Below are 26957 nucleotides of genomic sequence, written 5' to 3'. Positions count from 1 at the left end.
GAGATGGACGGCTTCGACCCCACCAAGGGCGTCATCCTGCTGGCCGCCACCAACCGGCCCGAGGTGCTGGACCAGGCCCTGCTACGGCCCGGCCGCTTCGACCGGCGCATTACCGTGGATCGGCCCAACCTGGCCGGCCGTCTGGCTACCCTCCAGGTCCATACCCGCAAGATCAAACTGGCGGAGGACGTGGATCTGAAGAAGGTGGCCCTGGCCACCGCCGGCGCCGTGGGCGCCGACCTGGCCAACCTGGTCAACGAGGCCGCCCTCCGGGCGGTTCGCCTGGGCCGCAAGGCGGTCAACCAGCAGGATCTGCTCACTGCCTTCGAGCTGGTCATTGCCGGCGCCGAGAAGAAGGGCAGCGTCCTCAGCGAGTTTGAGAAGAAGCTGGTGGCCTACCATGAGGTGGGCCACGCTATGGTGGCTTACAAGCAGAAGCACGCTGAGCCGGTGAGCAAGATCACCATCGTCCCCCATACCCAGGGCGCGCTGGGTTATACCCTCCACCTGCCAGAGGAGGATAAGCACCTTCACACCAAAGACGAACTGCTGGCCCAGATCACGGTTTCCATGGGCGGCCGGGTAGCCGAGGAGCTGGTGATGGACACCATGACCAACGGCGCCGCCCAGGATATCCAGGACGCCACCAGCATTGCCCGCAACATGGTGGCCATGTTCGGCATGAGCGAGGAGTTCGGCATGATGGCGCTTGCTTCCCGCCGCAACCAGTACCTGGACGGCGGATACGGCCTTGACTGCGCCGACGATACCGCCGCCTCTATGGATCAGGCGGTGCGCAGCATCATCGACTCCTGCTACAAGAAGGCCACGGAGATCCTCTCTGAGAGCCGGGAGGATATGGATAAGGTGGTGGCCTACCTGTTGGAGAAGGAGACCATCACCGGCGCCGAGATGGTGGCCATCCTGGAGGGCCGGGACCCCGCTCTGGCCGACCAGTATGCCGAGCAGGAGAAGAAAGAAAAGGCCGGCAAACCGGAGGAGAAGCCCCAGCAGGCTATCCCTCTGGGTGGACATGTGGAAGAAAGTCCCCGGCAGGAAGAGACGCCGGAAGAAAAAACGGAAGAATAATTGTTAGTACCGCAGGAAAAGATGTGGAGCATTTGCAAAAAACCCGTTCCTGAAAAGGAACGGGTTTTTTGCTGTTTTCTCACGGACAGGAAAGGGAAAATACGGTAAGAAATGCTTGTATTGTGTGGGTGGTTTTGCTACTATGAAAGGCAGAACGGTATTCCCGCTGTGGCGGGATACCAAAAGAGAAAAGGTGGTATCTGAAATGAAGAGCAGCAGGAAACTTCTTTCCCTGACGCTGGCGGGCGCTATGGCCTTGAGCCTGGCCCTTCCGGCAGCGGCAGAGGGCGAGACCGCACCCGTCTTTACCGATGTGGCGGCCGACGCCTGGTATGCCCCCGCCGTCTCCTATGTGGCCGAGCAGGGCATCATGAACGGAACCGGCGAATCGACCTTCAGCCCCGCCCTCACCGTTACCCGGGGCATGGTGTATCAGACCCTGTACAATATGGCCGGACGTCCCGCGGTAGCTGAGGCCGCCTCCTTCAGCGACGTGTCCGGCCAGTGGTATGCCGACGCTGCCGCCTGGGCTGAGGACGAGGGGCTGACCTCCGGTGTGGGTCAGGGCGCCTTTGGCGGCGAGCGGGCCATGACCCGTCAGGAGCTGGGCAAGGTCTTTGCCGACTACGCCGAGGCGTTGGGCGCCCAGGCGGATCAGGCCGACCTGAGTACCTATGCCGACGCCGCCGCCGTGGCTGACTGGGCCAAGGACGGCATGGAGCGGGCGGTGGCCCTGGGCATCCTCTCCGGCAGCCAGAACAAGCTCAATCCTGCCGGTACTGCCCAGCGTTCTGAGCTGGCTCAGATCCTGATGAACTTCGGCACCATCAGCTTCGAGACGCCTGCCGAGGATTATATCAAGGCCCATGAGGGAGCGTTCTTCCTGACCGGCAAGACCGAGTATGCCATTCAGGGCATGATGGTCTCCAAGGAGACCAAGTTCCACAACGACCTGGAGAACGTGGACTATACCGCCACGGACGACGGCGAGAGCGTGGTTCTCAAGGGTACTGTGGGCGAGCAGTGGGTCGCCAAACTGGACAAAGTGCTGGAGACTTACACCAAGGCTGACGGGACCGCCCTCAAAGCGGAGGATTTCACCAACGCCAAGGATACCTTTATTGATCTGAAAACCAAGGCGGAGCCCGACACCAACTTTGCCTGCTTTGTTCCCCGCGATGTGCGCCTCACCGTCAATACCGCCTGGGGCGACGTGCTGCATGTAAACGATCCCTCCTCCGAACACGGATACGGCGACTACCTGGTTTGCCCCAACAAGGACGGCAAGCCCGACTTCTCCGATGTCTGGGTGGTCAACGGTGCCATCTTTGCCAATACTTACGATGTAAGCCGGGGCCCTGTGGTGGGCAGCGTGGCCGCCGTTGAAAAGTACGGCAATCTGGATCTGGACATCAAGCCCGAAGTACTCTACACCGCAGGCTTTGAGCTGGGCGACGTGCTGGGTGTGACGGTGAACGGCCAGAGCCTGGAGATCCCCTTCTGCACCGCCTACAGCGATGTAAATACCGGTGAGAACGTGGTGCGCGACAACCAGGAGAGCGACATCCTGGTGGTGGCCATCAATATGGGCGACTTTGCCGGCACCTACGGCGTGGAGAAGGGCGACATTGTCACCTTCACGTTGGCTGAGAAGGCCGGTTACCTGGGCCAGTATCAGGCCCACCAGCTCGAGCGCACCAATGAGCGGGACGACTATGCCTCCGACGAGGTCTTTGCCAACTTCCGCGCCATCACCGTGGGCGATATTGCCGAGGGCGTACTCTACCGCACCAGCAGCCCCGTGAATCCTGAGATCGGCCGGGCCTCCTATGCCGACGATCTGATCGAAAAGGCTGGCGTTAAGACCGTGGTCAACCTGGCCGACGACGACGAGGCCGTTCAGGGCTACTTTGCCGCTGAAGGCTTTGATTCCCCTTACTACAAGAGCCTCTATGAGGCGGGCAGTGTTGTGGTCCTCAACATGGGCGTGGACTACAAGGCCGCCGACTTCCAGGCCAAGCTCAAGACCGGGCTGGAGTTCATGATCGCCCATGAGGGCCCCTACGCCTTCCACTGCACCGAGGGCAAGGACCGGGCCGGCTTTACCGCCATCCTACTGGAGGCCCTGATGGGCGCCTCCCTGGACGAGATCGTGGCCGACTACATGGTCTCCTATGAGAACTACTACCATGTGGAGAAGGACTCCGAGCAGTATAAGCTGATTTCCGAGGTGGCCGCGGGTATGCTCCGTGACCTGGCGGGCCTGGAAAAGGACGCGGACCTCTCCAAGGTGGATCTGCAGAAGGCTGCCGAGGATTACATGACCGGTATTGGACTCACTGCCGAGCAAATTTCCGCCCTCAAGACGGTTTTGTCCACCCCCATCGCCCAGTGAGCTGAAAGCTGATTTCTCCGCACACCGCTGAGGATAGAGCAGGTAGAAAGCAACCATAGATAAAACACCCTCTGATGCAGAACACATAAACTGCATCAGGGGGTGTTTCCTGTTTGATGTGCAAATGAAGAAAAAAGTTGTTGACAACGGCGGACGGACATGCTAAAATACACTTCGTTCGGTCGGCTGAAAAGGTTGGCTACAAGTAAATATGGGGGTATAGCTCAGCTGGGAGAGCGCTTGAATGGCATTCAAGAGGTCAGCGGTTCGATCCCGCTTATCTCCACCAACTCGAAAGAGTAAAAAAAGACTTGAAACTTCGGTTTCAAGTCTTTTTTTATTTCCCAAAGTGCGAAAATGGGGAATTTCCAGTTTTGCCGGTTTTGCCGGAAAAGTGGAATGAAAGTGGAATCGTATTTTTTCTCCCGGAACAGGCGTCACAGCTGTGCCCTGTGTGGAATCAAAATTCCACTTATCAAAAAGCGGAAGTGGCATACACAGACCAGGTCTCCAGAGGCTGTACCGTTTTCAGATAACAATCACGACACACATCACGAAATTCCTTGCTGTCCCGCAGCGTGGCCATAATTTTCAAAGGAAAGGTGACCTGATCGGTCAACTCTTCCCGCGTCGCACGGGTGAAGAAATAGAACACCGGCATAGGACGGTACGCCTCATCCTGTTCGAAAACAGTCACGGAGAGATCATACACATCATGGGCATTCAGATCTTCCACATCCATCACCTGGTAAACAACCAGGAAATTGATTTCCGTTACATCAGGCTCCAGCCGGAAGGCAAAGGAGCCAGAGTATTCATTGATATTAGAAAATTCGCGCATTGCAGCGTCTCCTTTCCGCGGGCCTAAACGCCCGTATATTTTTTGGTGGAGCCTGCCGCATATGCGGCAGGCCCTGTTCAGTCAGAAGACTTATCAGCTTTCATCAGGCTGGTGTGTTACGCATTATTTCCGTATGCGGAAACGGCTTCCGCAAGATTCGCGGGAAGGGTGTCCATTCCAGACAGAAGAAACGCCAACGCCTTGCAGGCACAATCTGCCGCCACAGCCAGCCATTTCACATGATAGCGGCCACTGGCGTCGGTCAGAATGTTATCCAACGCATCAAAATACGCAACGACTTCAGCCGCAGTGCCGCATTCGACAACGAAAGGCACATAGTCAACTGCCCGTGCATCAATGGCTTCATCAGCCTCTGCGGCGGCAGTTCCTTGGAAAGCAACCTGAGCTGCGGTTTCCTGAGCGGTCATGATGGCCAGAGCCATCGTTCCAGCAGATTCCGGAACAGTATCGGTTCCAATCAGGTCAAAAACTTTGGATCCAAGATCCAGAGCGGTGTTCTGAATATCCAGCATCATGCAATACCTCCTTTTCTCGGTGGGCAAATGAGTCGGACACGGAGCCCTCACCGAAGCTCTCGTGTGCATTGAACCAGTCTGTAATTTTCTTTGTTCGTAGATGGGCCGGTTTCCCGGCCGGGGGTACAAAAAAAGACAGAATACCCCCAATCTACTTGCTTTCAAAGCGTTCACATTGAGAGATTCTGTCTACTTTATTGCGATATAGGAATCACAGTATGAAGTTGCAGAATTTGTTTTCCTAGCGGGACATAAGATTGTCCATCGCAAGTATGCACATACCGATATGTGGCGGCATATGCGTAGTTCTAATTTCAAAAATATTGTGTAGAAATTTTCTGTATTTAATTACTTAGCCAATAAGACTTCTGGCTTGACACTATATTAGCACAGAAACATATAGCTGTCAATATGCGCTATTAATCGGAAAATACAGGGCAATATTTAGAGAAAAAGTTGCAAAAACTCGAAAAAATGAAATTTTGTGTTGAAGTGCAATTTGGGCTGAGGTGGTTCCAAAAGGGGTCCAAATACCCCTAAAATTGGGTAAAGTTGTTTTTTTGGAGCTCCCATCATTTTTGTCAAAAAAGTTCGGAATTTTCGGATTTTACATTTCCTTGATTGACAAATTTTTAAAAAATTTTTTTGAGAAATTTTGCAATATGCGTGCTTTACTTTAATATCTTCGGCTGCTTGCCAGGTTGCAGACCGTCTTGCCCTGCCGTTGGGCCTTCTCCGCATATTGGGCCGCACCGCCCCAGTTGTGGGTGATATAGGTCACCACGAAATCTGCCTGCCTCAGCATCCATTCGTTGCGCCTGGAGATGGCGAACCGCGGCGGCACAGTCTCCAGACCTTCCGGAAAGATGGTGTCGGAGAAATCCCAGATCGCCTTGTCCCTTGGCCCCGGCAGCCGTTCCAACACCACGGCATAGGAGATGTGGGGATAAACTTCTTCCAGCTTTCGCAGCACAGAGCGAGCCATGGCATCAAAGGCTCCCTGTCGCCCTATATAGAACTGCTCCACACCGTGCCTCTCGATCAGCTCAACCAGAACCGCCCGCAGCCTCGGTCGAATGGTCTCCGGACAGTCCCGGTGGCCGAAGAAGGTACACACAGCCATAGCTCACCCTCCAAATATGGGATATATCGCAATTATAGCAGAGAAAAAGCAAATTTGCGATATGTCCCATGCGATTTATCGTAATATTGGTTACACTGTTTTTACGATACATCGCAGGGAGGGATGTGAGGATGAACACAAAAGAAGCAGTAGCAAAACGCATTCTCGACTTGTGCGCGGAACATAATATGGCAGTCAACGCCTTGGCTGACGTATCGGGCGTTTCACCATCCACAATTTACAGTATGCTGAACGAAAAAAGTCAAAATCCCGGTGTGGTTTCGCTCAAGAAGCTGTGCGACGGATTGGACATCAGCATCCGGCAGTTTTTTGACTGCGATCTGTTCGATGAGCTGGAGCAAGAAATCAAATAAGCACGGATAACCGCCAAGCAGCGATTGTCCGTGCTTATTTTTTACTCAAATCCTTTGAAGTGCGGGTTCTTCTCCAACAACGAAGTCAGTGTTGCTTTCAACTCCGGCTCTCCGGAATCATCGCACACCTTCAGCAATTCTTCCTGCGGATACCCAACATAGGCGCTTCCGAATACCTGCCGTGTAAAGTTCTCATCCTGCTTCATGGCTTTCAGTATGAACCACAGTGAGATAGAACCGTACCAGACATCGCCCATGAGGTCACACAGCAGATACTCCGCCCTTTCCGGCTCCTGTAGGTGTCCCTGGGCCACATCCAGCACCTTCCGCCACATCTGTACCGCCAGATCGGGGTTCTTTTCATAGATTGCTCCCAGCAGCTCTTCAGCGCCTAGATCATCGGCTTCAACATAAGAGGTGGCTTCCGGGAATGTAGCCAGCAGCAGATCCCGGATGGCATCCTCGTTGTCTACAAAGTCCCACCGGCGTACCATGGCTTCCAGCTCCGCCTGGGTGAACTCCTTTGGAGATCCTTCTTCCGGCTCGGTCATTGTCACAGTGACTGTCACCCGGATTGTGTCATCTAATTTTGCTCGTTCCGATGGATGAAGGGATGAGAAGGCTCCAAAATCACCGCACCAACCGCACTCCCACCTGCCGCCCCGAATCATCACCGGACTTCCACAATGCGGGCAACGAATCGCCATAAGCCGCGCCTCCTTTCTGCAGCCATTGTACCGAGTGCCTGCTCGGTTGACAAGAGTTACCGACTCAGCATCCAGGCAATGCCGGCAGCAGTGCGCTCTGCCGCACGGTCGTAGTGGTTACTTGGATTCAGCTGAGACGTGGTATCAATGCCCTTGTTTTGATATAACGTGTGAAGCTCTTCTATGTTCTGTTGGGCATTCCTCAGGACCGGATTACGGGTTTTACTTTCCTTGTTACCCAGGGAGAAGTATATGCAGTCCGGCCAGCGCTTTGGCTCATGGGTGAAGATGTACTCCTTCATGCCGGGAAACCAGAGGGAACCAGACATGCTGCCCACTCGGGAAAACAGGCCGGTCTGGTAGATGGCATACAGCGCAAACAGCCTAGCCAGAGAGTACCCAGCGATCCCACGCCAACGAGGGGCCCCGTGAATCTTTTTCTCTGCCGCCGGTATGATCTTCTCCGTAAGCAATCGCAGGAAATCGTCCGCACCACCGGTACAGGGTTCAGCATTTTTGAAGATAGGCGGATTGTCCCAGGGCACCATGTCGTGGTTCCAGTCCAAATCGCTGATGGCTACCAAAGTAAATGGTGGGCAGCCAGCAGCCTGCGCGGCCACATATACCTTCTGGCCTTCATCGGAGAAGGTATTGAGATAGATAATCGGGGTACCTGGCTCTGTAGTTAAAAAAACGGAAACAACTTTACTTCCTACTTTAAAGGTGTGCATCCAAGATTAACCACCTCTAAATTTTTAATTGACATATTGAAAATCCGTACTTTAAAACATAAATACGCTACCCTAAAGTTCATAAATAGTAGTGTTTAAAATAGCATTAATTAGGCAGCAGTATCAAGGGATAAGGACATTGATTCGATGTTTTATTTTCTGAACAATTGTGATATATCTGTTTCGCAGAACATCTTTGCGCATATCATCCGTAGCTGTTGCATCAAGATTCACGCCAACGAATCCTACGGCGCTTAATCCGGCACTCGCTGGAATCATTTGTGTGTACTCTGCAAGAGATTTATTTGATATGGTTCGATTGGCATAATCTGTAATATACATAAAATTCAGCGGAGAATTGAGATAGTGCTTCTTATTATTTCGAATAGATTTAGTTGAATTAAAAATGATGCCCGCAGAGCCAAGCGGTATAACATGATGAACTTGCAGAGTAGATGCATATTCTGAAAAGACAGAAAGCTGCACAACATCTCCTGCTTCGTTAGTAATTAGATCCTCATATCCTTCTGCAAGGAAAAACTGACATAGCGTATTACCTAACACAGTTTTAGGATATTCATCATTTTCTGCTTCAGCCAACATCAAGAAATCGAAATCAGAGAAGCCTTTTACCTCCAAAACATTATCACGATGTTGCTTAATCCATGTCGTATCTGGTGTCGCTCCAGTTATAATAGAATTTGTAGCCGCAATTAAACGGTTGAGATCATTAATCATTACTTGGTTTTGATCTTTGTCGTATGCCCCAGAAAAAATACTAGACCAATACCACGCTTCGAGCAAGTCAAACACAGTGCTACTTTTCTCGCCCGAATAACATTCATCATTATCTAAAATATAAGCAACTATAGGAATCATCAAAGTGTAATTGATTTCTTTTAATGTGCGGATTCCACAACGAACTTGGAAGAAAAAGCAAGCACGATCTATTGCTTGACAACAGCGCTCACAAGACGTATTGATTTGCTCGGCAGTCAAACTGAGTTTCCGTTGCCGTTTAAGATGCTCTACAGTAAAACAGCCATCATGATCATAATCCTTTTGATAACAAATTAGGGAAAGAACATTCAAAAAACCGTCTAAATATGATTTTGGGAACTCGTTCTTGTCCCGGTTATAACATTGCAAATTTTCTGATGCATGATAATTACCCTTAGCAGCAATAGTTAAATATGCCTTTTTTACAGTGGGAGAAGATATATTATTAACAGGATATTCAGATCCAGCAGAGATACATTTTTCTAACCGTTGATAAAAAGGCTCTGGTGTTGCTTGAGCAACTCTTGCCATGATTAAATCAAAAATATCGAGGCTTACTCCTCCGCGGTTTAGATTTTCGTATATATCAATTGCTCGAGCTCTCTGTGACTCTTCTAGTGAAATTTGACTCAAATTGATTTGCGTGATACAAGATTTCAAGTACGCAATCATTTTTGTAGCCCAATCATTTGCTTGAATTTCAAGAACTCTTGCAAACTCATTAGAAATTTTCAAATTAGATTCTTTATAACAAGAAACATCAAAGTATCCGCCATAGATATCTTCATCTAGATTATCTATAATATATTGTTTCGCGTCTTCAATTTGTTCAGCATTAAGTTTCTCATCTAAAGTTAATCGCTTCGTTGTCAAGACGCTTTTTGCAATGGCTGCAATAATATTATTTAATGTAGTATGGTTCAGACTTATCTTTTCATTTTCAACTAGTAAATAAAGCGGAATATATGACCAATCTTCCTCAACATTAGGGCAATATGTTTCAAGCTTGTTTAGCATATTGGGGATAGGCCTACTATAAGGATTATAACATTTTCCACTATCTTTAGTGACGCTAAATGGTATTACTCTAATAAAAGGAAGAATATCTTGCGTTAAAAAATCAGGTTCATCAGAATCCGGCGTTCTCATTGGAAACATTAATTTATGTAGGCCAAACAGATCAGGAACCATGTTGTTGCCATATTTAGGTAAGGCAAGATAAAATCTGCGTTTTAATGCACCGGGTGCAATTAAATTACTGCTTTGTGGGGTTAATTGAAAAATTGCATCAGAAAAAACATTAGCCAATACAGTCATACGCTGCTGGCCATCTAGTAAAAACTCGACAGATCCACTGGGTAATTTTTCAATTGGTATGGTATCTTTTGCCCCTAGCGGCTTACAGGAATATTCGCGAGCATTTTTGGATTTTAGCAGGAGGATACTACCAATTGGCATTTTAGTTAGGACCGAAGCAACTAATTTACATTGCATCTCTTCCTCTTTCCAAACAAATTGTCGCTGAAAGTCAGGAAGAAGAATTTCGTTCCTCTTAATCTTATTAATTGTAATTTCTAGGCTTTCTCTGTTTGGCTGCAACATAGCTGCATCCTCCTACCCTTTTGTATTGTATTAAAAATTGATGTGAAACATATATGATCTGATATCCAATCCATTTATTGTATAATTTGATTATAGAAGAGAATGTCTAGAATTACAATATAGTGTCGAAAAAGTTGGGCTGCTCATACATAACTAAGCCCTGCGCGACTATATGTAGCAATTGCTAACGCCTTGAGTCACACAAAGCTTAGTTGTTGCTCAAAGATTGTTTTTTTGTCCTCAATTTGTGGGAAGATTTATATATTTTTAACTTCTGTTACACTTTGAAAATGAATCGTGCTTTGTGGTGCAACATTTAGTATAAAGAGATATAATCGCACCCTGTTGCGAAACTTTCTTGTCGAAGGTCCGGATTTGTGATACAATAATTGTCAACATTTGAGACCGGAGGTCGAAAGACATGGCCATCTCTTACAACAAACTCTGGAAGCTCCTTGTTGATAAAAAGATGAGTAAAGCTGATTTGCGAAGAGCTGCCGGCATTGCCCCTAACACAATGACGCGTCTTCGCCGGGATGAGGAAGTAACCCTCACAGTATTGCAAAAAATTTGTTCTACGCTTGCAGTAGATATTGGAGATATTATGGAGTTTATACCGGATGGTACACATACAAATTGATTATTAGGCACATGTCCGTTTTATTGGACTCATATGCTGTTAAACTCAATACTGAAAATGACTATCTACTGACACATGGGAGAATTGTCGGATGTGGTGTACGAAGTGTAATATAGAAACTGAATATAATAACTGTCCTGAGTGCCATTCAGAAACAGTTCCGGTTCCAGAAAGTGGAGTCTATTGGTGTGAAACGTGCCAAATACCGGTTATGAAAGAGCCTAGAAGACAAGGTGAAGGGCAAATGGAGATGTTTTGCCCTCTTTGTGGTAGACCGATAGACTATCTTTCTAGTGATATGCGACCAGTATTTCCAGAAGAAAGATTACTTTTAGAACTTTTGCTCAACAAGAAACCGCACACTTATATGAATGCATCTGTTTGGGCCTCGAATAGTCGTTACTACATTAATGGAAAATCAGTTTCAGTGAGTACAAAGCATTTTCAAAATGCTGATACTGACAAATTAGGGGCTCTTTTAAAACAGTATCAACCTTTAAATTCTTACGAAGTATTCAATAAATATATTGATAGATTTATTCGAGCAAATTCTTATCGGTTATATTACATTAAGAAGGAAGCAACAGATTTCATTAAGCGAATCGCAACACATTTTGACGAAGAAAGACTCGTTATATCTTTTTCTGGTGGTAAAGACTCTACTGCAACAGCAGATGTTGTTGTAAAGGCATTAGGCAATCCAAGAATAACTCATATCTTTGGCGATACAACCCTGGAATTTCCCATGACATATGCCTATTCTGAAAGATTCAGTGATAATAATCCACATACACCAGTCTGGATCTCAAAAAATTACGATCAGGACTTTTATGCTGTTTGTGAAGATATTGGGCCTCCTGCTCGTATGATGCGCTGGTGTTGCTCGATGTTTAAAACTGGTCCTATTACAAGACTTCTAAATGAAGCCTTTCCCGGTGAGCAGATTCTCACTTTTTATGGAATTAGGAAGTGCGAATCAGTAAGTCGAAGTAAATATAGTCGAGTTACTCATAATAATGAGTCGGTTAAAATTCAAAAACAGACTGTTGCTGCACCCATCTTTTTTTGGAGTGACTTGGATGTTTGGCTCTACATTCTTGGTGAACATGTTGATTTTAATGACGCATATCGTTTGGGATATGATCGTGTGGGTTGCTGGTGTTGTCCAAATAATAACTCCAGGGCTCAATTTCTCTCTAGAATCTATATGCCGGAACAGTCCAAGAAGTGGCGAGAATTTTTAATTAGCTTTGCAAAACGAATCGGAAAACCTGATCCAGAGGTATATGTTGATACCGGAAAATGGAAGGCTCGCCAAGGTGGAAATGGTTTGGCGGCGGCTAACGATGTGAAAATTAAATTTACAAACTGCACTGCAGAAGATCATGCCAAGATATATAGTTTAACAAAGCCTTTTGATGACTCCTTTATCGGAATGATGTCGCCCTTTGGAATTGCTGCTCCAGAACTTGGCCGTAAACTGATTCAGGAAACCATTATTATTGATGTTCGCACAAAAGTACCAATTATCTCGATCCAACCATTTTCTCAGCACGGATATGATTATGCTGTAAAGATTAAAACCATGAATGTTGCAAAGCATGAAGATTTGCAAAGAGTGATTGGGTACCAAGTTCGCAAATTTAATGCATGTCGAAAATGTTTGAAATGCGAGTCCATTTGTAAGCAAGGTGCAATTATGATAGTGGGAGATGAATATATCATTGACCCAGAGAAATGCATTCGCTGTAAAAAATGCGTATCTGCCAAGTATCTTGATGGTGGTTGTATGATGGACAAATATCTTAAGACCAAATAATGAAGGGATAACATAACATGAAATTTAGAGCACACGAAACATTTTCAATACGAAAAGGGTGGCTTAGCAAAGGCATGAAACATGTTTTCCGAGATCCCTATGTATTTGTTAGCAAAGAATACAATCCTATGGATGTGCTCGGCATTGGCTCAAACATGGTAAAGTCTTTGCGATACTGGATGCTTGCAGTAGGACTTTCTGATAGTGCCAAAGGCAAAAGTGCTCAGTATCTAACAAAATTTGGGAGAATTTTGTATGAAAACGACCCATATATCGAGGAGATGGGAACCCTGTGGTTGTTACACTATAAGCTTGCAAGACAACAAGATATAGCAACTTCTTGGTACTTCTTTTTCAACCACTTTCAGCTCTCTGAATTTAGCAAGGAGGATTTCACGACTGCGCTTGCAAATTATGCAAAAATGAACGGCAACAGTGAACCTCCCATCAGACCTTTGGATGATGATTTTAACTGTATTATTAATACCTATATGCCACGGTACAAAACTGCACCTTCTAAAGACGAGCCTGAAAGTAATATGGATTGCCCTTTAAGCGAACTTGGACTGATTGATTACCACAACAAGAAGGAAAAGACATACAAGAAATCTATCCCTGCTGCACATACGATCGATCCTCTAGTGGCGGTAGCTGCTATCATTGATAATGCTGACGGGCGGCGAGAAATTCCACTCTCCGAGATTCAAAACAAAGAAGGAAATCTTGGGAAAATATTTAATCTAGATACCATTACTTTGCTCACAGTTTTAAACGCTGCTGAACGTGCTGGGTTTATAGAAGTAGTACGTACAGCCGGATTGGATCTGCTGCACATCACGACAGATATGTCATTCTTAGATTGTGTCCGACAGTACTACAGCAAACTTTCCTAATAAGTACGAATGGAGAAATATCCCATGATTCTAGATATGATCTCGACCGCTCCGGGTTTTCAGACATCGGTGAATATCGCCTATGATTTGAACAACTCGGATAAAATAAAACATCTAATACCAACGTCTGCTGCAGTAAATCTTTTTGAAGATTTTCTCCTGAGCACAGACAACGCAGCTACAAATAGAGCTAAAATTTTAATTGGTGCATACGGCAAAGGGAAATCCCATATTATCCTCTCTATTCTTTCCTTCCTCTGCAGAAAAGTTGAACAAGACAGTGCAACACTACTTTCAAAGGTAAAAGAGGTCAACGAAGATCTATACGAATATGCTCAGGGCTATCTTGCATCTGATAAAAAGTTACTACCTGTCATAATCAACGGTAGTAATATTAGCCTTGTTCAGTCTTTTATGGGGGCCCTTTATAATACCCTAAAGCAAAATAATTTGTTAACGCTTATGCCGGATACGCATTTCCAGGCTGCTATAAATATGATTCGGCGCTGGGAAAAGGAATATCCAGAAACACTTGCAAAGTTTAAGAATTCTATCAATATGTCCCTAGATGAGTTTCTAGGTCATCTTTCTAATTTTGATGTGGAGGCATACTCCACTTTTGAAAAAATCTATCCTTCTTTGACAGCTGGCAGCGAATTTAATCCTTTCGCTGGGTTTGATGTGATTGAACTTTACGAAAAAGTCATTGAAAAACTCCCTGATGTTGGATATACAGGTATTATTGTCGTATACGATGAGTTTAGTAAATATCTTGAATCTAGCATTACAAAAGCGTCTATCAGTGACATAAAAATGCTGCAAGATTTTGCAGAAAAATGTAGTCGCAGCGGAAGTAAACAACTTCACCTGCTTCTGATTTCTCACAAGGAAATTGAGAACTATATTGACGTGCTTCCAAAACAAAAAGTGGATGGTTGGAAAGGCGTATCCGAAAGATTTAGCCATATCCATATGCACAGTGACTTTGCCCAAATCTATGAAATTATTTCTCAAGCTATCTTAAAAGATGAAGCTCAATGGGCGACCTTCTATGCGCAACACAAAACTCGCTTTGATGACATCAGACAACGCTTTAGCGGAACGACACTCTTTGAAGATTGTGACGATAATGGTTTAAATGCTGCTGTTGTAGGGTGTTATCCGCTCCACCCGATTACTACCTTCATGCTTCCTCGAATTTCTGAGAAGGTAGCGCAGAATGAACGCACCCTTTTCACATTTATTTCTGGACATGAGTCTGCGACACTTTCTGGGGCTATCAAGGGACTATCTGGCGAATTTCCAATGGTAACTCCTGATGTACTTTATGACTACTTTGCTCCCCAAATGCGCAAGGAAGTATATACTAGCGAAATTCATCAGTTATATCGTCTGACTAGTAGCATTTTGGCAAAGTTTGCACCGGACACACTTCACGCAAAGATCATCAAAACAATTTCTCTGATTTATTGTTTAGGTCAATTTGAACGACTTGCACCTACGGTTGATACTATTCTGAGCACATATGCTGATGACAGCATAAGCGTTGACGAGATCAATGCAACCATCATGGATTTAGTTCAGAAGCAGTGCGTTGTGTATCTCAAAAGGAGTAATGCATATCTGAAATTGAAGGAAAGTTCAGGTGTTGATGTATATAAGGCTATTGCAGATTTAGTTCAGAAACGTCGTAGCAGCATGACTGCAGCTAACCTTCTGAATGCAGCAAATCTTGAACCGTATGCTTATCCGATTCGATACAATGATCAAAAAGAGATGACACGTTTCTTCCAATTCGTGTTCATTGACGGAGAAGATATTCTCCTAACTCAAAACTTAAAAGAACTTGTTCACCAGCATCATTCTGATGGCGTTATATTTGGTGTTTTACCTCAAGATGAAGAGCATATTGCTGAATTGGAAAACGCATTAAAAGCAAATACTGTTGGGGTTAAGCGAGCTGTTTTTGTCATTCCTGAACATATTCATGATATTTTGGATCACCTTAGAAATCTGGATGCAGTCCAGATTTTACGTGAAGCTAGCCAAGGTGATGATGTTCTTTTTGACGAATACGATGTCATCTACCAGGATCTATTCGAAGTGGTACACCGGTTTATTGCACAGTATACCCACCCGGAGCTACATGCGGCTAAGTTTATTTACAACGGACAAGAAAAAGCGTTGTATCGCAAAGCACATCTAAGCCATCTGCTCTCTGATATTTGTGATCAGGTATATTCTAAGACACCTGTAATCAATAACGAAGTCTTGAATAAAAACCATTTGACAACTGTCGCCATGAACAGCCGCACCAAATTGTTGAATGGATTGTTGACTACTCCACTTCAGATTAATTTAGGACTTACTGGATCCGGCCAGGATGTATCCTTTATGCGCAGTGCGCTTATTACAACAGGTGTTCTCCGCCAAGAGAATGGAACCGCATATATTGCGTTGAATGATCTTCCAGAAGAGCACAAAGATCTTGAGCGAGTACTTTTTATTATCGAAAATTTTGTAAAAGAGTCTAAAGTGTCGGGAGATCGGTCATTTGAAATACTGTATCAGGATCTAACGGGAACGCCTAATGGAATAGGAATGAGAAGAGGCCTGATTCCCATTTATATCGCTGCTGTTTTACGAAAATATCAAAAACACATTATTATTCGTGACGAGTTTAATGAAGTAGGAATTACCCCTAGTCTTCTAAATGAGATAAATGAAAATCCTGAGCGATACACAGCGAGACTTGAGGAGTGGAGCGACGGAAAAGAAGCATATGTCGAGGCACTGACATCTATTTTTGAAGACTTTATCTTTGAAGCAGATCGAGGCAAAAATGGTTATTCTTATTTGACAATTGCTATGGGGAGATGGTATCTCTCTTTGCCTAAATATGTGAAAGAACTGAAACAAGTTTACAACGGCAATGCTAAAAGTGATAGGTACTCAGAAATTAATAATGAAATGAGAAAGTTCTTAGCACTGCTTAAGCAAGCCTCTATTGGTGCATTAGATCTTTTGTTTACAAGGATTCCCAAGTGCTTTGGGTATAATGAAGCATCCAGCGAACTTGTTGAGAAAATCACAGCGACAAAATTGTTTTTTGATCAAGTTAAACCTAACTTGGAAGATGCTTTGGTTGAAGATGTAAAAGAGATTTTCTGTGGTCAACAGGGTAGTGCGTCCCTGTCCTCCATTGTAATGGACTGGTACGAAAGTCTAACTACTGCTGTTCGAAACAAAGTGTATGCTAATGGCGCAGAATGTATCTTTAAAGTGTTTGAAAAATCAACAAATGACGAACATCTATTGATTGAAGGACTTGCAAGGGTTCTTACTGGTTTGCGTATTGACGATTGGACAGACAGTGCTATTCAAGTGTTCCGAGAGCGCATGATAGAGTACAAAACAACAATTGACGAAGAAAGCGTTCATTCGGAAGCGGATATTGATCCTGTTATACTTGAGAAAGAAAATGCCTATTCAGTTGTCTTTGTAAACGGAGATGGTACAGCCATTCAGCGGGTATTTGATCGAGTGGAGCGCAGCAAGCGTTCAGAAATCTTATATCGAAGAATTGACAGCGCAATTAGGGAAATGGGACAATCTATTTCCCCGCAGGAGAAACGCCAGGTGCTAATGGAGATATTGGAGAAACTCTGCTAGGGAGGATAAGTTATGGGAGCATATTTCGACAATGCAGCAACAACATACCCTAAACCTAAAGCCGTATATGATTATATGGATATATTTTATAGAGAAAATGGCGGAAATGCCGGTCGTGGCCAGTATAAACTGGCCGCGACCGCAAGTCGAATTATCTCTGAAACGCGGAAGATGATTCAAACTGTGCTGCAGTGCGAAAACAAAGAAGTTATTTTTGCTCCCTCTGCAACGCTTGCTATGAATATGGTACTTCAGGGAATCATTGCTCCTGGAATGCACATCTATATTTCCCCCTTCGAGCACAATGCCGTAACAAGAACATTATATGCTCTTGAAAAGTCAAAGAATATTATCGTTCATGTTATTCCTTTCGGTATACAGGGCGGATATGATATCGATGCTGTTCGTGCTGAGTTTAAGAAAAATGCACCTGGTGTACTAGTCATTAGCCATGCAAGTAATGTATGCGGTTTAATTGCACCGGTGGAGGAGCTTACAAGTTTGGCAAAAGAGTTTGATTGCATTACGGTTCTAGACATTGCTCAAACGGCTGGCCTTGTTCCAATAAACATCGGCTCAAATAATATAGACTACGCCGTTTTTGCTGGACATAAAACACTATACGGCCCTATCGGAATTGGGGGGCTTGTGAAAAAACCAGAATCAAACCCCACCCCCATTCTGTTTGGCGGGACAGGTGTAGAATCTGCGCTGCAGGATATGCCTCATGAGGCTCCCTCTCGATACGAAATGGGAAGCCAGAATATTCATGCTATTTCAGGATTGCACACAGCACTTACATGGTTTCTTGAGAATGCCGAGGATATCCGTAGGATAGAAGATGGTAACCACAAACGATTGCTTTCGACACTACGTGCGCATTCGAATATAACAATTGTTGGGCCCCAAGAACGGAGTAATTGTATTGGTGTCGTATCTTGCTTATTTGACGATTACAGCAGCGATAATATTGGCGATGTTTTGGATCGATATGAGATTGCAGTTAGAACTGGATTGCATTGTGCACCAGTTGCGCATAAAACATTAGGAACATTTCCAGCGGGCACAGTACGATTCAGTGTTGGCTATTTTACATCTGAAGAAGACTTTTACGAATTAGAGAAAGCGCTTGGCTTCATTGAGGAAAACTCGTGATCGGAGGGGTTAGATGAATTACCCTAAGCTAATAGAGTGCCTAAAACTCTTTTCTCAAGATACTTTACGCCATTATCTTGGAGATGACCTCATTGAGCAACTTCTTTCTGAGTGGGAAAATAATGGGCTCTTAACAAAAAAGCGTCTTGCGGAAATGATACTTCAACTAAACGGAGTTGAATTATTGAAAAAAAGCCAATTTCGGCGAGATGTGCTTATGCATATGGAGGCCAAAGATATCGAAGCTATTTTTGATAAGTTGCCCGCTGCAAAAAAGAAAGATATCTCCACGATAAGTGATAAAGCCAATGCTATTGCTGCGCTCTCGTGGGGGCCTTCTGAGGCAAATTTAAAATTAATGGAGACCCTTGGAATTGATTGCTCCATCTTCAATCCACCGATTAAAGATGATAAAGTAATGGTTTCCCACCAAGCTGGCAAGCGTTTTTATGAGTTACTTGATTATCAATTTTTTATTAAGCAGCGCGTATTAAATGAATTAAACAAGCCGTTTCCTCTGAAGCGCATGCTTGTACATATGCCAACAGGTACAGGCAAAACCAAAACTTCTATGCATACGTTAGTCCATTACTACACTTTTACATTAAAAAAACAGGGCACAATCGTTTGGCTTGCACATACAACAGAGCTACTTCAGCAGGCATACGAAACTTTTACCGCCGTGTGGGAACACCTCGGGGATGGTCAAATAAATACATATAAGCTCTGGGGGCAAAGTAATATTTCAATCCCGCAAGACGGTTTTAATGGCATAATGTTCTGTGGAATTCAGAAATTGCAAGCTCTTCGTACTACTAATGCAGACTTATTTGAGCAAATCGTTAAAAATACGAGACTTATTATCTTTGATGAAGCCCACAAAGCAGCAGCCCAAGAAACGCGTTCATTAGTCGAATCCTTTATGTATTCTCCCCCAGGATATGAAGATCGTTCTCTAGTTGGCCTGACAGCTACTCCGGGACGAACAACACTTACAGGCGATGAAAACAAGTTGTTATCCAATATGTTTGAGAACCGCCTCATAGGCATTGATGTTAGTGTTGTAAATCAGGTTAATATGTCAAAAAATGCATATCTTAATCACACCACAGAGAGTAATATCATCCGCTACTTCCAGAAAAATAACATTTTGGCTAAAATAAAAAAAGAGCAACTTACTTATTCTGAACAATTTACGACTACTGAACTCCAGAAGATTAAAGCAAAGATGCTGGACAATGGTTATATGGATTTTACAAAAACGGCACTAGAAAATATCGGGAAAAATCGAAGTCGAAATAAAGCAATCCTTGATAAGTTGCGTGAACTATCAACTGAGCAAGTTCCCACAATTGTTTTTGCATGTTCAGTAGCTCATGCCAAGTTGATTTCATTTATGTTATCACTTGAAGATATTCCAAATGCGCTGGTGCTTGGCGAAATGAATCCGGTAGAGCGGGCGGATGCAATTTCCTCTTTTAAAGATCGCCAAAACCCTGTGAATATTCTCATTAATTATGAGGTCTTGACTACAGGTTTCGACTCAACGAATATTCGGTGTGTTTTTATTACAAGACCCACACAATCTATCGTCCTTTACAGCCAAATGTTAGGACGAGGCCTACGTGGACCCATGATGGGTGGCAATGCTGAATGTTTACTAGTTGATATTAAAGATAATCTCGGTCGGTACGATGCTGATATGGCATTCAGCCATTTTAACTCCTATTGGAGCTAACTAGAAAGAGAGGTAAGCAGTTATGGGACAAAGTATCGTTCAAATCAAGCAGATGGGTGATGCTTTGCGTAGTAGTGGGTATAAGAGCATTGACAGTGCCATTGCTGAATTGATTGACAACTCTATCGAGGCAGGAGCGCATGATATATTTGTTATCATGACTGAACGAGTTGATCCTGTATCCCACCGCAAAGCGGTTTATGAATTTGGCATCCTTGATAACGGATCCGGTATGGACATCAGCAAATTAGCAAGTTGTCTCGGAATTGGATTTACTACAAAATCTGATCGCCGCGGGATGGGCCGTTTTGGTGTTGGGCTCCCTCAAGCCTCTCTCCATGTGACCCCGAATGTAGAAGTATATTCTTGGACGCAAGATGATGGCCCTATTGAGGTCGACGATCCAGTACGCCAAGTCTGGCTTGACATTGAAAAAGTCAAAACTGGTGAACAGGAGGAAATCAATGATCCAGAGTTAACGGAAATTCCTAAGCAGTATCGCCCCTTTCTTAACTATCATACCTCAGGAAAAACATACGACTTTACTGCCCATGGGACACTAGTCTATTGGAAAAATTGTGATAATGTTAAGCCTAAGACTATGGCGACATTGAACGAAAAGTTGGAATTTTTCCTTGGAAGAAAGTTCCGCCACTTAATTATGAACGGAACACACAATATCCGTCTGATAACAATTGGTCACGAAGACGCTGCGATTGATGTTCTTCCTAATGATCCACTGTTTTTGATGAAACCAAATTATGTTTTGGGAAATTTGAACGATCCGGCCAATATTTCTGAAAGAGCAAATATCAATTGCACAGAACCTATTTTTGAACCATATGGAGATAATGATGGAGAGGTAATCATTCAAATTCCTTATGTGGATAAAAAGACTGGAGAAGAAAAAACATCTGATGTTCTGATACGCTTTTCGAAGGTTCGGGCGGAATTTTATGACCAAACTGCTATTTCGACTGGTGATCCAGGGAATAAGCCCATTGGCAAATATGCGAAAAAACTTGAAGGCATTTCAGTTGTTCGAGCTGGACGTGAAATTGACTTTGGTGCCTTTGATTTCTATGACAAAACAAATAACCCCTACCACAGGTGGTGGGGCTGTGAAATCCTTTTTGACCCTGTACTTGATGAGGTCTTTGGCGTTTCCAATAACAAGCAGCAGGTGGAACTACGTGATGATGCAGAACCAGAAGTAGGACCTAATAATGAACTAATTCTTCCTTTATGGAATAGGCTTGCTCAGATTATTAAATACACAATCAAAGAAATGGTTGAAGACAATAAAGAGCTTCGAAAAGGGAGCCGTATTGCCAACAATGATGAGATCGGAGACTCTCCTGCCAATAGCATTGTAAGCGCAGTTGAGGACAACGAGGATGATACTGGTAGTGCAACTAGTAAGGTAACCGAAACAACGGATCCCGAAGTCCTAGAAAAAGAAGCTGAGGAGTTCCTGAAAGATCATGGGTTTGAGTCACCGACATATGAGCAAATTAGAGCTTTGCTAAATAGAGAATTAACCTTTGAATATACCAATCTTGGGCGTAATGGCTCCTTTATTGATACCGATTTTAGCCTAGGCCATGTCAAGGTTACTATTAATACCGCACACATCTTCTATAACGAATATATAGTGAAGATGCCTGAAGAAAGTAGACTAGCATTTGAATTATTTATTGCTGCACTCGCTAAAGCCATCGACCTTACAAATATTCATAACAGCGACCAGAACGATGAACTTTTACAGCACTGGGATCATCGTCTGAAATCCTACCTCAAACAGATTAAGTCTAATTGATTTCATTTTAGGGCAAGGAGGATTCTGTATGTCGATTTTGGTATCACAAAAAATCCTAGACCGTATTAGTGATGAACTCTCTAAGAGTACAGAATCTTTCCTGCTTATTTCTGCTTACTGTAAACTGCCACTCGTAAAATATTTTGATACTTGTATATCTAATATTGGGATTGAGAAAAAATTAATAGTTCGTTTCCGCCCCGAAGATATTTTATCTGGAGCATCTGATTTAGATATTTACCCGTATTGTAGGGATAATGGCTGGAAATTGTACTTTCGATTAGACCTACATGCAAAGACATATGTTTTTGACCGTCTACGCTGTATTATCGGAAGTGCAAACGCTACCGGTAGTGGTATGAACATAGGTGGTTTTGGCAATTACGAGATGGCCGCAGTTTGTGAATTAGCAGAAAAAGATATACAAGCATTAAAACTACTCCTTCTAGGCTCTGTTGAAATGAACGATTCAATATACGAAATTATGCATCATGCTGTTGACGTTCAGGACACAGTTGCTACGGGCTTGTTGCAGTGGCCCAAGAAAATCACAGATATGTTTCAGCCAGAATATTCTCTTCTGTTTGCAGAGGATTTCCCTCCATGCGTGCATCCCCGAAATGCATCAGATGAAGATTTGCTTTTTCTCAACATTTCTTCTAGTGCTGCAGAATTACAACTTGCAAAGGCCATGAAATCTTCAAAGTGTTACCTTTGGTTACTTAATCTCCTTAAAGGCGAAAAGTCACAGGAAATATATTTTGGAGCGCTTACCGCCGCATTACATAACACCTTGCTTAATGAGCCCAAGCCCTATCGTAAGGATGTAAAGCAACTTGTGAGCAATCTCCTGACATGGATTAGCGATTTGAAAATAGATGATCTAGTTATTGATAGGCCTGGATACTCTCAGCGTGTAAGGATTAACAACAGATGATTTGAGGTGCCTTTCATGGATAAGATTTTTCAGGAAGAAGAGCGGCATTTAGCTGAAACTGAAAAAAGAATATCGAGAAAAGCATCTCATTATGAAGATGAAACTTCTCGATTAGCAAAAGAAATCCTTGATTTTGTTGTTTATGATTATTCTGACATAGAAGTCAAACAACAACTGATTCACGATCGTGAAACTAATCGAAAGAGTGCCGAATGGTGGCACTCAATGGAGCCATCCCCTTATTTCGGACGGCTGGATCTCGACTGTGACGATGACAGTGCTGAAATTGAGACCCAAACATACTACATTGGAAAAGAAGCTATAACTGACAGCGCGGATGTACTCGTAGTCGATTGGAGAACTCCTATCGGCTCTTGCTACTATGCTTCAAATCAAAAAGAATTTAAAGTTAAAAATCATAAATATCTTTTAGCGCTTCGTCGAGCATTAGATGTGAGAAATGCAAAGCTTTTGAGTTATCAAACGGAGTACGATGGTGAAACAGTTTCTCTTGAAGGAGATGTCATTGATCCTTTTCTGCTTACGGTCCTTAAGGACAAGCGTAGACATAATCGACTGACAGACATTATTCGAACAATCCAGGGAAATCAAAATGAAATCATCAGAAAACCTCGGACAGAAAGCTTCGTTGTACAAGGGTGTGCTGGATCTGGGAAAACGATGATCCTGCTTCATCGACTTTCATATTTAAAATTTAACAACAGAGCAATGTCCTTGTCTGGCATTAAGATAATCACTCCAAACAAATACTTTGATGCTCATATAAACGATCTAAGTGTTGAACTTGGTCTAACTGCGATTGACCGTTTTTCTGTTGAAGAATACTATGTTTTTCTCATCAAAAAATATTACAGCAAAGCAAATGTGACTGCAGATGTATGTAGTGAGAAATCACTAAGTCCTAAATTATTGGAAGACATATATTCTCTTCAGTATTTGGACAATTCTATTGCTCACTATCATGAATACTGGGAGCAAATATTAACCGCTCTTAATCAACCAAAGTTGCAGGAGTATTTTGCTAGATTTACTCTTATATACCCGAATACAGCATTGCATACGGCTGCTACGGTCGTCCAAATGGAACAATCTTTACAGCAAATCTCAATAACTATTTCCACCGCAGAGAAGAAGAAAGAATCCGTTGCCCAACGGATGGAAGCTACTTCTAAAGAGATCGAAGTTGTTCAGCAAGAACTTGATAATTGTGCAGATAAACTTGTTAATGCCAAAAGTCAGGTAATCACACGGCTTGAGATAGAAAGCATTACGATTGGAGAAACTATCCAAGAAATTGAGAGTAAGATTACAGTTTCTAATACTCAGCGCGATGAGCTGATAGACCGACGTAGCCGGGCTGATGCCGATTTGACGCAGGTAAAGGCTATCATTAACATGTTTTCGCATAATACCGATGCTTATACAAATTATGACCAGTTTGTGCTTATCGATAATACAGTAAGTCAAATAATCCGTCGAGAGTATGCTACCCTTATCCAAGAAATTTCTGATGTAGTCCAATTATATCAAAAAACTCCAATCTATAATTTCGGAAAAAGAAACACTTTGCGGAAGCAGCTAACTGAGAAAAAGGCAACTTTTACAGAAAAAATATCATCATTTATTGACGCTAAGCTTACTATGGCAAACAATGAAAAGGATGCCTTGCAGAGTGCTCTGGACGCTTTTGATCAGGGCTTCATTAGCATAGATGAGACCATCCAAAACGAGAAGAAACGCTTACACAATCAAAAAGGTCGACTCTCTGCACTAAACGAGTGCGCTAATATTTTTGCCTCTGAGGATTTGCCTGATACAAAGAGCTTATTATCCACATCCGCCAAAAAAGAGTTGAGCCCTATACTTTCCGGTTATGAGGAACAAAGGCTAGTATATAACCGTTTACACGAAAGGGTGACCACTCTAGAACAAACTAAAAGCAGACTTGAAATCGAGTATACGCAATATGTGCGGGACGCATATACGAAAGAAGATGAGGCCTATATTAGGGATTGTAGTAAAATTTTAAAGCAGCTGCAGATGAGTGAAATATCTCGAAATGTAATGTTTAAGGATCTTTTGGACCAATATAAACAGTACAACCAGAGATATCAGAAGACAAATTATCGACATAAAATCTATTTAAAACTCTTGTATTGTGCGTTGTATTTTGCACGTCCTTTGAACAGTGATACATTTTTAAACATAGATGAAGCACAAGATATTTCTATTGCAGAATACCATCTGCTGCGCATGGTGCTGGGTGAAAAATGCATATTTAATCTTTACGGAGATATCAATCAATCGGTATATAGTTACAAGGGAATTGCAGACTGGGATGATATTTCGGATATTACATCAGGGAATGTCTATGTTCTTAACGAAAATTACAGAAATACTCTTCAAATTACAGATTTCTGCAACAAGGAATTTGAGGCGGAAGTATATCCTATCGGTATTTCGGGTGACCCGGTTGTTGAAATGGATGCTATTGCTGCTGTAAAGTGGGTTTTGGAAATAAAACGATTAAATTCTGATTATCGAGTTGCTATCATTCACCGTCACGGATTAAAGGCAATACAGGAATTTCTTCATTCGATTTTGGATAAACAAGATGTGTCATGGTATTCAGTTGATGACACAAAACTTTCAGTAGTTTCTGTAGAAACAGCAAAGGGCTTGGAATTTGAGGCAGTTGTTGCTATTGTTGATCAAATGTCTGCTAATGAAAAGTATATTTCATATACACGAGCATTAGATCATTTAGCAGTTGTCCGTGATCATTTTTCATCTGAACTTGAGATTGATGAAACAGACGACGAAATTGGTGATGAGTTTATAGAACCAATCCCTGTACCAGAAAATTTAATAGGACAGGATCACTCGCTAGTGAATTCCTCTATAGTAGATCAGACGCCAATGGACGCCGATTGGAATCAAAAAGCAGAATCAATAGATACCGTGGAGCATAACGAAGGGCGCTTAACTTCTCAGAGTGACGTGCTGTATAATACCCCTGAAAGCCCCCTTAAAAGCAATCACGATATTTATACCGATAAAGAACTATCAAATGAAGATAGTATACTAATTGCTGAGTTCAATTCCATTCTTGAAGAGAGGTTTGGGCCAGAACATACTTTGTCGGTAGAACAGCAGAACATCGTCCTTGCATTGTACCACGGTAAATCTGTTGCTTGTAATGCTCCATCGGGATCAATGAAGAGTGTTATGCTTTATCTCCTAGCCATGAAAGAACATTTAACTAGTGGAAAACAAACTTTGCTAACGGCAGAATCGCACCTTCAAGAAAATTCCCTAGTTCTTGCTGACAGGCTCGGACTTAAGGGTGGAATAATAAGCACCATGGAGGAGTTGTTAGCTGACTTTAAGAAAGAGAAGTACGATGTAATCTTCGTATCCTATGACTTTTTTAAACAGCACGAAAATATTTCTCTATTTGTTGATTATTTCGATGGAAAGGTTGCTTATTGGGGAATCGACCACCCTGCTTTTGCAAAAGAAGTATGGAAACAGATTAACAACTGTGGTGCAGCCATTCAAGCCACAATGTACTTAATGGCTAAAACAGGTTTTGAAAATCTGGATTTGAGTAACTACCTATGCTCTAATATCGAAAGTAAACATGAGTTTGAAAATACAATAGAGCATATGTTGTCTTCTCCTGATGAAAAGTCAGAGTGGATACTAGATAACCTGAGCGAAATAAATGGACAGGGCTTAATCTACTGTACTGATGAAACGACCTGCATAAACTTAAGCAAACTTCTCAGAAAAAGAAAGATTTTGGCTGAAGCATATATTGATGTCGCAAATCCTGAAAATAAGGAAAAGATTAATTACCTCACAAACTCTTTTTCTAATGGAGGCATTCCTGTACTTATTACTACGCATGATGCAGGAAAAAACCTTTCTAATCCGCATATTCGTTTTATTGTTCATTATGATATGCCTGAAGATGAGGTGGTCTATCGTTTGCACGAAATGCAAGTTGGACAACTTGCAGATAATCCTGTAATACATAATCTGTGTTTGGCATGAAGAGCTAGGTCTCGATACCAGGAGGA

18 protein-coding genes and 1 tRNA gene are annotated in these 26957 nt (G+C 43.4%); 13 read left to right on the top strand and 6 right to left on the bottom strand.

Features of this window, described 5'->3' with window-relative positions; translation table 11 throughout:
* The 3 genes from Q0K43_RS11375 to Q0K43_RS11365 all read left to right on the top strand — a co-directional run.
* Window positions 1-1089 (top strand): AAA family ATPase (locus tag Q0K43_RS11375; protein WP_297290641.1); only part of this gene is annotated, 1089 nt, incomplete at its 5' end.
* Between the two features lie 205 nt (window positions 1090-1294).
* Window positions 1295-3484 carry an S-layer homology domain-containing protein gene (locus Q0K43_RS11370; RefSeq protein ID WP_297290640.1) on the top strand — a complete coding sequence of 730 codons (2190 nt, stop codon included), beginning with the start codon at window positions 1295-1297 and terminating at the stop codon, window positions 3482-3484.
* Between the two features lie 213 nt (window positions 3485-3697).
* Window positions 3698-3773 (top strand) — tRNA-Ala (locus Q0K43_RS11365).
* Between the two features lie 186 nt (window positions 3774-3959).
* On the opposite strand, the gene Q0K43_RS11360 is transcribed toward Q0K43_RS11365, so the two are convergent.
* The 3 genes from Q0K43_RS11360 to Q0K43_RS11350 all read right to left on the bottom strand — a co-directional run bounded on the left by Q0K43_RS11360 (window position 3960) and on the right by Q0K43_RS11350 (window position 5984).
* The gene (locus Q0K43_RS11360) at window positions 3960-4325 is read right to left on the bottom strand and encodes a hypothetical protein (RefSeq protein WP_297290639.1); all 366 of its coding nucleotides are present in this window, start codon (window positions 4323-4325) and stop codon (window positions 3960-3962) included.
* Between the two features lie 116 nt (window positions 4326-4441).
* The gene (locus Q0K43_RS11355; protein WP_297290638.1) at window positions 4442-4861 is read right to left on the bottom strand and encodes a hypothetical protein; all 420 of its coding nucleotides are present in this window, start codon (window positions 4859-4861) and stop codon (window positions 4442-4444) included.
* 676 nt (window positions 4862-5537) lie between these two features.
* Entirely contained in the window at window positions 5538-5984 is a 447-nt protein-coding gene (locus Q0K43_RS11350; RefSeq protein ID WP_297290637.1) for a hypothetical protein, read from the bottom strand.
* A gap of 131 nt (window positions 5985-6115) precedes the next feature.
* Between Q0K43_RS11350 and Q0K43_RS11345 the strand changes: the two genes are divergently transcribed.
* Window positions 6116-6358, top strand: a complete 243-nt coding sequence (locus tag Q0K43_RS11345; RefSeq protein WP_297290636.1) for a helix-turn-helix domain-containing protein — start codon at window positions 6116-6118, stop codon at window positions 6356-6358.
* Between the two features lie 41 nt (window positions 6359-6399).
* Here Q0K43_RS11345 and Q0K43_RS11340 read toward each other — a convergent pair whose 3' ends face one another.
* The 3 genes from Q0K43_RS11340 to Q0K43_RS11330 form a co-directional block, all read right to left on the bottom strand.
* Window positions 6400-6915: a hypothetical protein gene (locus Q0K43_RS11340; RefSeq protein WP_297290635.1), complete on the bottom strand. Its 516-nt coding sequence runs from the start codon at window positions 6913-6915 to the stop codon at window positions 6400-6402.
* A gap of 206 nt (window positions 6916-7121) precedes the next feature.
* Complete coding sequence (locus Q0K43_RS11335) at window positions 7122-7796, bottom strand: alpha/beta hydrolase (protein WP_297290634.1); 675 nt, start codon at window positions 7794-7796, stop codon at window positions 7122-7124.
* Window positions 7797-7919: 123 nt separating this feature from the next.
* Complete coding sequence (locus Q0K43_RS11330; protein ID WP_297290633.1) at window positions 7920-10178, bottom strand: DUF262 domain-containing protein; 2259 nt, start codon at window positions 10176-10178, stop codon at window positions 7920-7922.
* A gap of 421 nt (window positions 10179-10599) precedes the next feature.
* On the opposite strand from Q0K43_RS11330, the gene Q0K43_RS11325 reads away from it, so the two are divergent.
* The 9 genes from Q0K43_RS11325 to Q0K43_RS11285 all read left to right on the top strand — a co-directional run bounded on the left by Q0K43_RS11325 (window position 10600) and on the right by Q0K43_RS11285 (window position 26931).
* Window positions 10600-10818, top strand: coding sequence for a helix-turn-helix domain-containing protein (locus Q0K43_RS11325; RefSeq protein WP_297290632.1), 219 nt, complete (start codon window positions 10600-10602; stop codon window positions 10816-10818).
* Between the two features lie 91 nt (window positions 10819-10909).
* Window positions 10910-12637: a phosphoadenosine phosphosulfate reductase family protein gene (locus tag Q0K43_RS11320; protein ID WP_297290631.1), complete on the top strand. Its 1728-nt coding sequence runs from the start codon at window positions 10910-10912 to the stop codon at window positions 12635-12637.
* A 17-nt stretch (window positions 12638-12654) separates the two neighbouring features.
* A complete protein-coding gene (locus Q0K43_RS11315) occupies window positions 12655-13530 on the top strand; it encodes a DUF4007 family protein (RefSeq protein ID WP_297290630.1) in 876 nt (291 codons plus the stop codon).
* Window positions 13531-13554: 24 nt separating this feature from the next.
* Complete coding sequence (locus Q0K43_RS11310) at window positions 13555-17202, top strand: restriction endonuclease subunit S (protein ID WP_297290629.1); 3648 nt, start codon at window positions 13555-13557, stop codon at window positions 17200-17202.
* A 12-nt stretch (window positions 17203-17214) separates the two neighbouring features.
* A complete protein-coding gene (locus Q0K43_RS11305; protein ID WP_297290628.1) occupies window positions 17215-18357 on the top strand; it encodes an aminotransferase class V-fold PLP-dependent enzyme in 1143 nt (380 codons plus the stop codon).
* Window positions 18358-18370: 13 nt separating this feature from the next.
* Window positions 18371-20095, top strand: a complete 1725-nt coding sequence (locus tag Q0K43_RS11300; protein WP_297290627.1) for a DEAD/DEAH box helicase — start codon at window positions 18371-18373, stop codon at window positions 20093-20095.
* A 22-nt stretch (window positions 20096-20117) separates the two neighbouring features.
* Entirely contained in the window at window positions 20118-21914 is a 1797-nt protein-coding gene (locus tag Q0K43_RS11295) for an ATP-binding protein (protein WP_297290626.1), read from the top strand.
* A gap of 28 nt (window positions 21915-21942) precedes the next feature.
* Entirely contained in the window at window positions 21943-22851 is a 909-nt protein-coding gene (locus Q0K43_RS11290) for a phospholipase D family protein (RefSeq protein WP_297290625.1), read from the top strand.
* 15 nt (window positions 22852-22866) lie between these two features.
* Window positions 22867-26931 (top strand): AAA family ATPase, encoded by a 4065-nt coding sequence (locus tag Q0K43_RS11285; RefSeq protein ID WP_297290624.1) that lies wholly within the window; start codon window positions 22867-22869, stop codon window positions 26929-26931.
* Window positions 26932-26957 lie beyond the last annotated feature (26 nt).

Source organism: uncultured Flavonifractor sp. (assembly GCF_944383115.1).
Taxonomy (GTDB): domain Bacteria; phylum Bacillota; class Clostridia; order Oscillospirales; family Oscillospiraceae; genus Flavonifractor.
Note: the sequence above shows the minus strand (reverse complement) of the source record. Positions and strands in the feature narration are given on the sequence as shown.

Excerpts from the sequence above, each read along its gene's own strand:
- Q0K43_RS11370 (WP_297290640.1), top strand. The coding sequence starts at position 1,295 with ATGAAGAGCAGCAGGAAACTTCTTTCCCTGACGCTGGCGGGCGCTATG.
- Q0K43_RS11360 (WP_297290639.1), bottom strand. The coding sequence starts at position 4,325 with ATGCGCGAATTTTCTAATATCAATGAATACTCTGGCTCCTTTGCCTTC.
- Q0K43_RS11355 (WP_297290638.1), bottom strand. The coding sequence starts at position 4,861 with ATGATGCTGGATATTCAGAACACCGCTCTGGATCTTGGATCCAAAGTT.
- Q0K43_RS11350 (WP_297290637.1), bottom strand. The coding sequence starts at position 5,984 with ATGGCTGTGTGTACCTTCTTCGGCCACCGGGACTGTCCGGAGACCATT.
- Q0K43_RS11345 (WP_297290636.1), top strand. The coding sequence starts at position 6,116 with ATGAACACAAAAGAAGCAGTAGCAAAACGCATTCTCGACTTGTGCGCG.
- Q0K43_RS11335 (WP_297290634.1), bottom strand. The coding sequence starts at position 7,796 with ATGCACACCTTTAAAGTAGGAAGTAAAGTTGTTTCCGTTTTTTTAACT.
- Q0K43_RS11330 (WP_297290633.1), bottom strand. The coding sequence starts at position 10,178 with ATGTTGCAGCCAAACAGAGAAAGCCTAGAAATTACAATTAATAAGATT.
- Q0K43_RS11325 (WP_297290632.1), top strand. The coding sequence starts at position 10,600 with ATGGCCATCTCTTACAACAAACTCTGGAAGCTCCTTGTTGATAAAAAG.
- Q0K43_RS11320 (WP_297290631.1), top strand. The coding sequence starts at position 10,910 with ATGTGGTGTACGAAGTGTAATATAGAAACTGAATATAATAACTGTCCT.
- Q0K43_RS11315 (WP_297290630.1), top strand. The coding sequence starts at position 12,655 with ATGAAATTTAGAGCACACGAAACATTTTCAATACGAAAAGGGTGGCTT.
- Q0K43_RS11310 (WP_297290629.1), top strand. The coding sequence starts at position 13,555 with ATGATTCTAGATATGATCTCGACCGCTCCGGGTTTTCAGACATCGGTG.
- Q0K43_RS11305 (WP_297290628.1), top strand. The coding sequence starts at position 17,215 with ATGGGAGCATATTTCGACAATGCAGCAACAACATACCCTAAACCTAAA.
- Q0K43_RS11300 (WP_297290627.1), top strand. The coding sequence starts at position 18,371 with ATGAATTACCCTAAGCTAATAGAGTGCCTAAAACTCTTTTCTCAAGAT.
- Q0K43_RS11295 (WP_297290626.1), top strand. The coding sequence starts at position 20,118 with ATGGGACAAAGTATCGTTCAAATCAAGCAGATGGGTGATGCTTTGCGT.
- Q0K43_RS11290 (WP_297290625.1), top strand. The coding sequence starts at position 21,943 with ATGTCGATTTTGGTATCACAAAAAATCCTAGACCGTATTAGTGATGAA.
- Q0K43_RS11285 (WP_297290624.1), top strand. The coding sequence starts at position 22,867 with ATGGATAAGATTTTTCAGGAAGAAGAGCGGCATTTAGCTGAAACTGAA.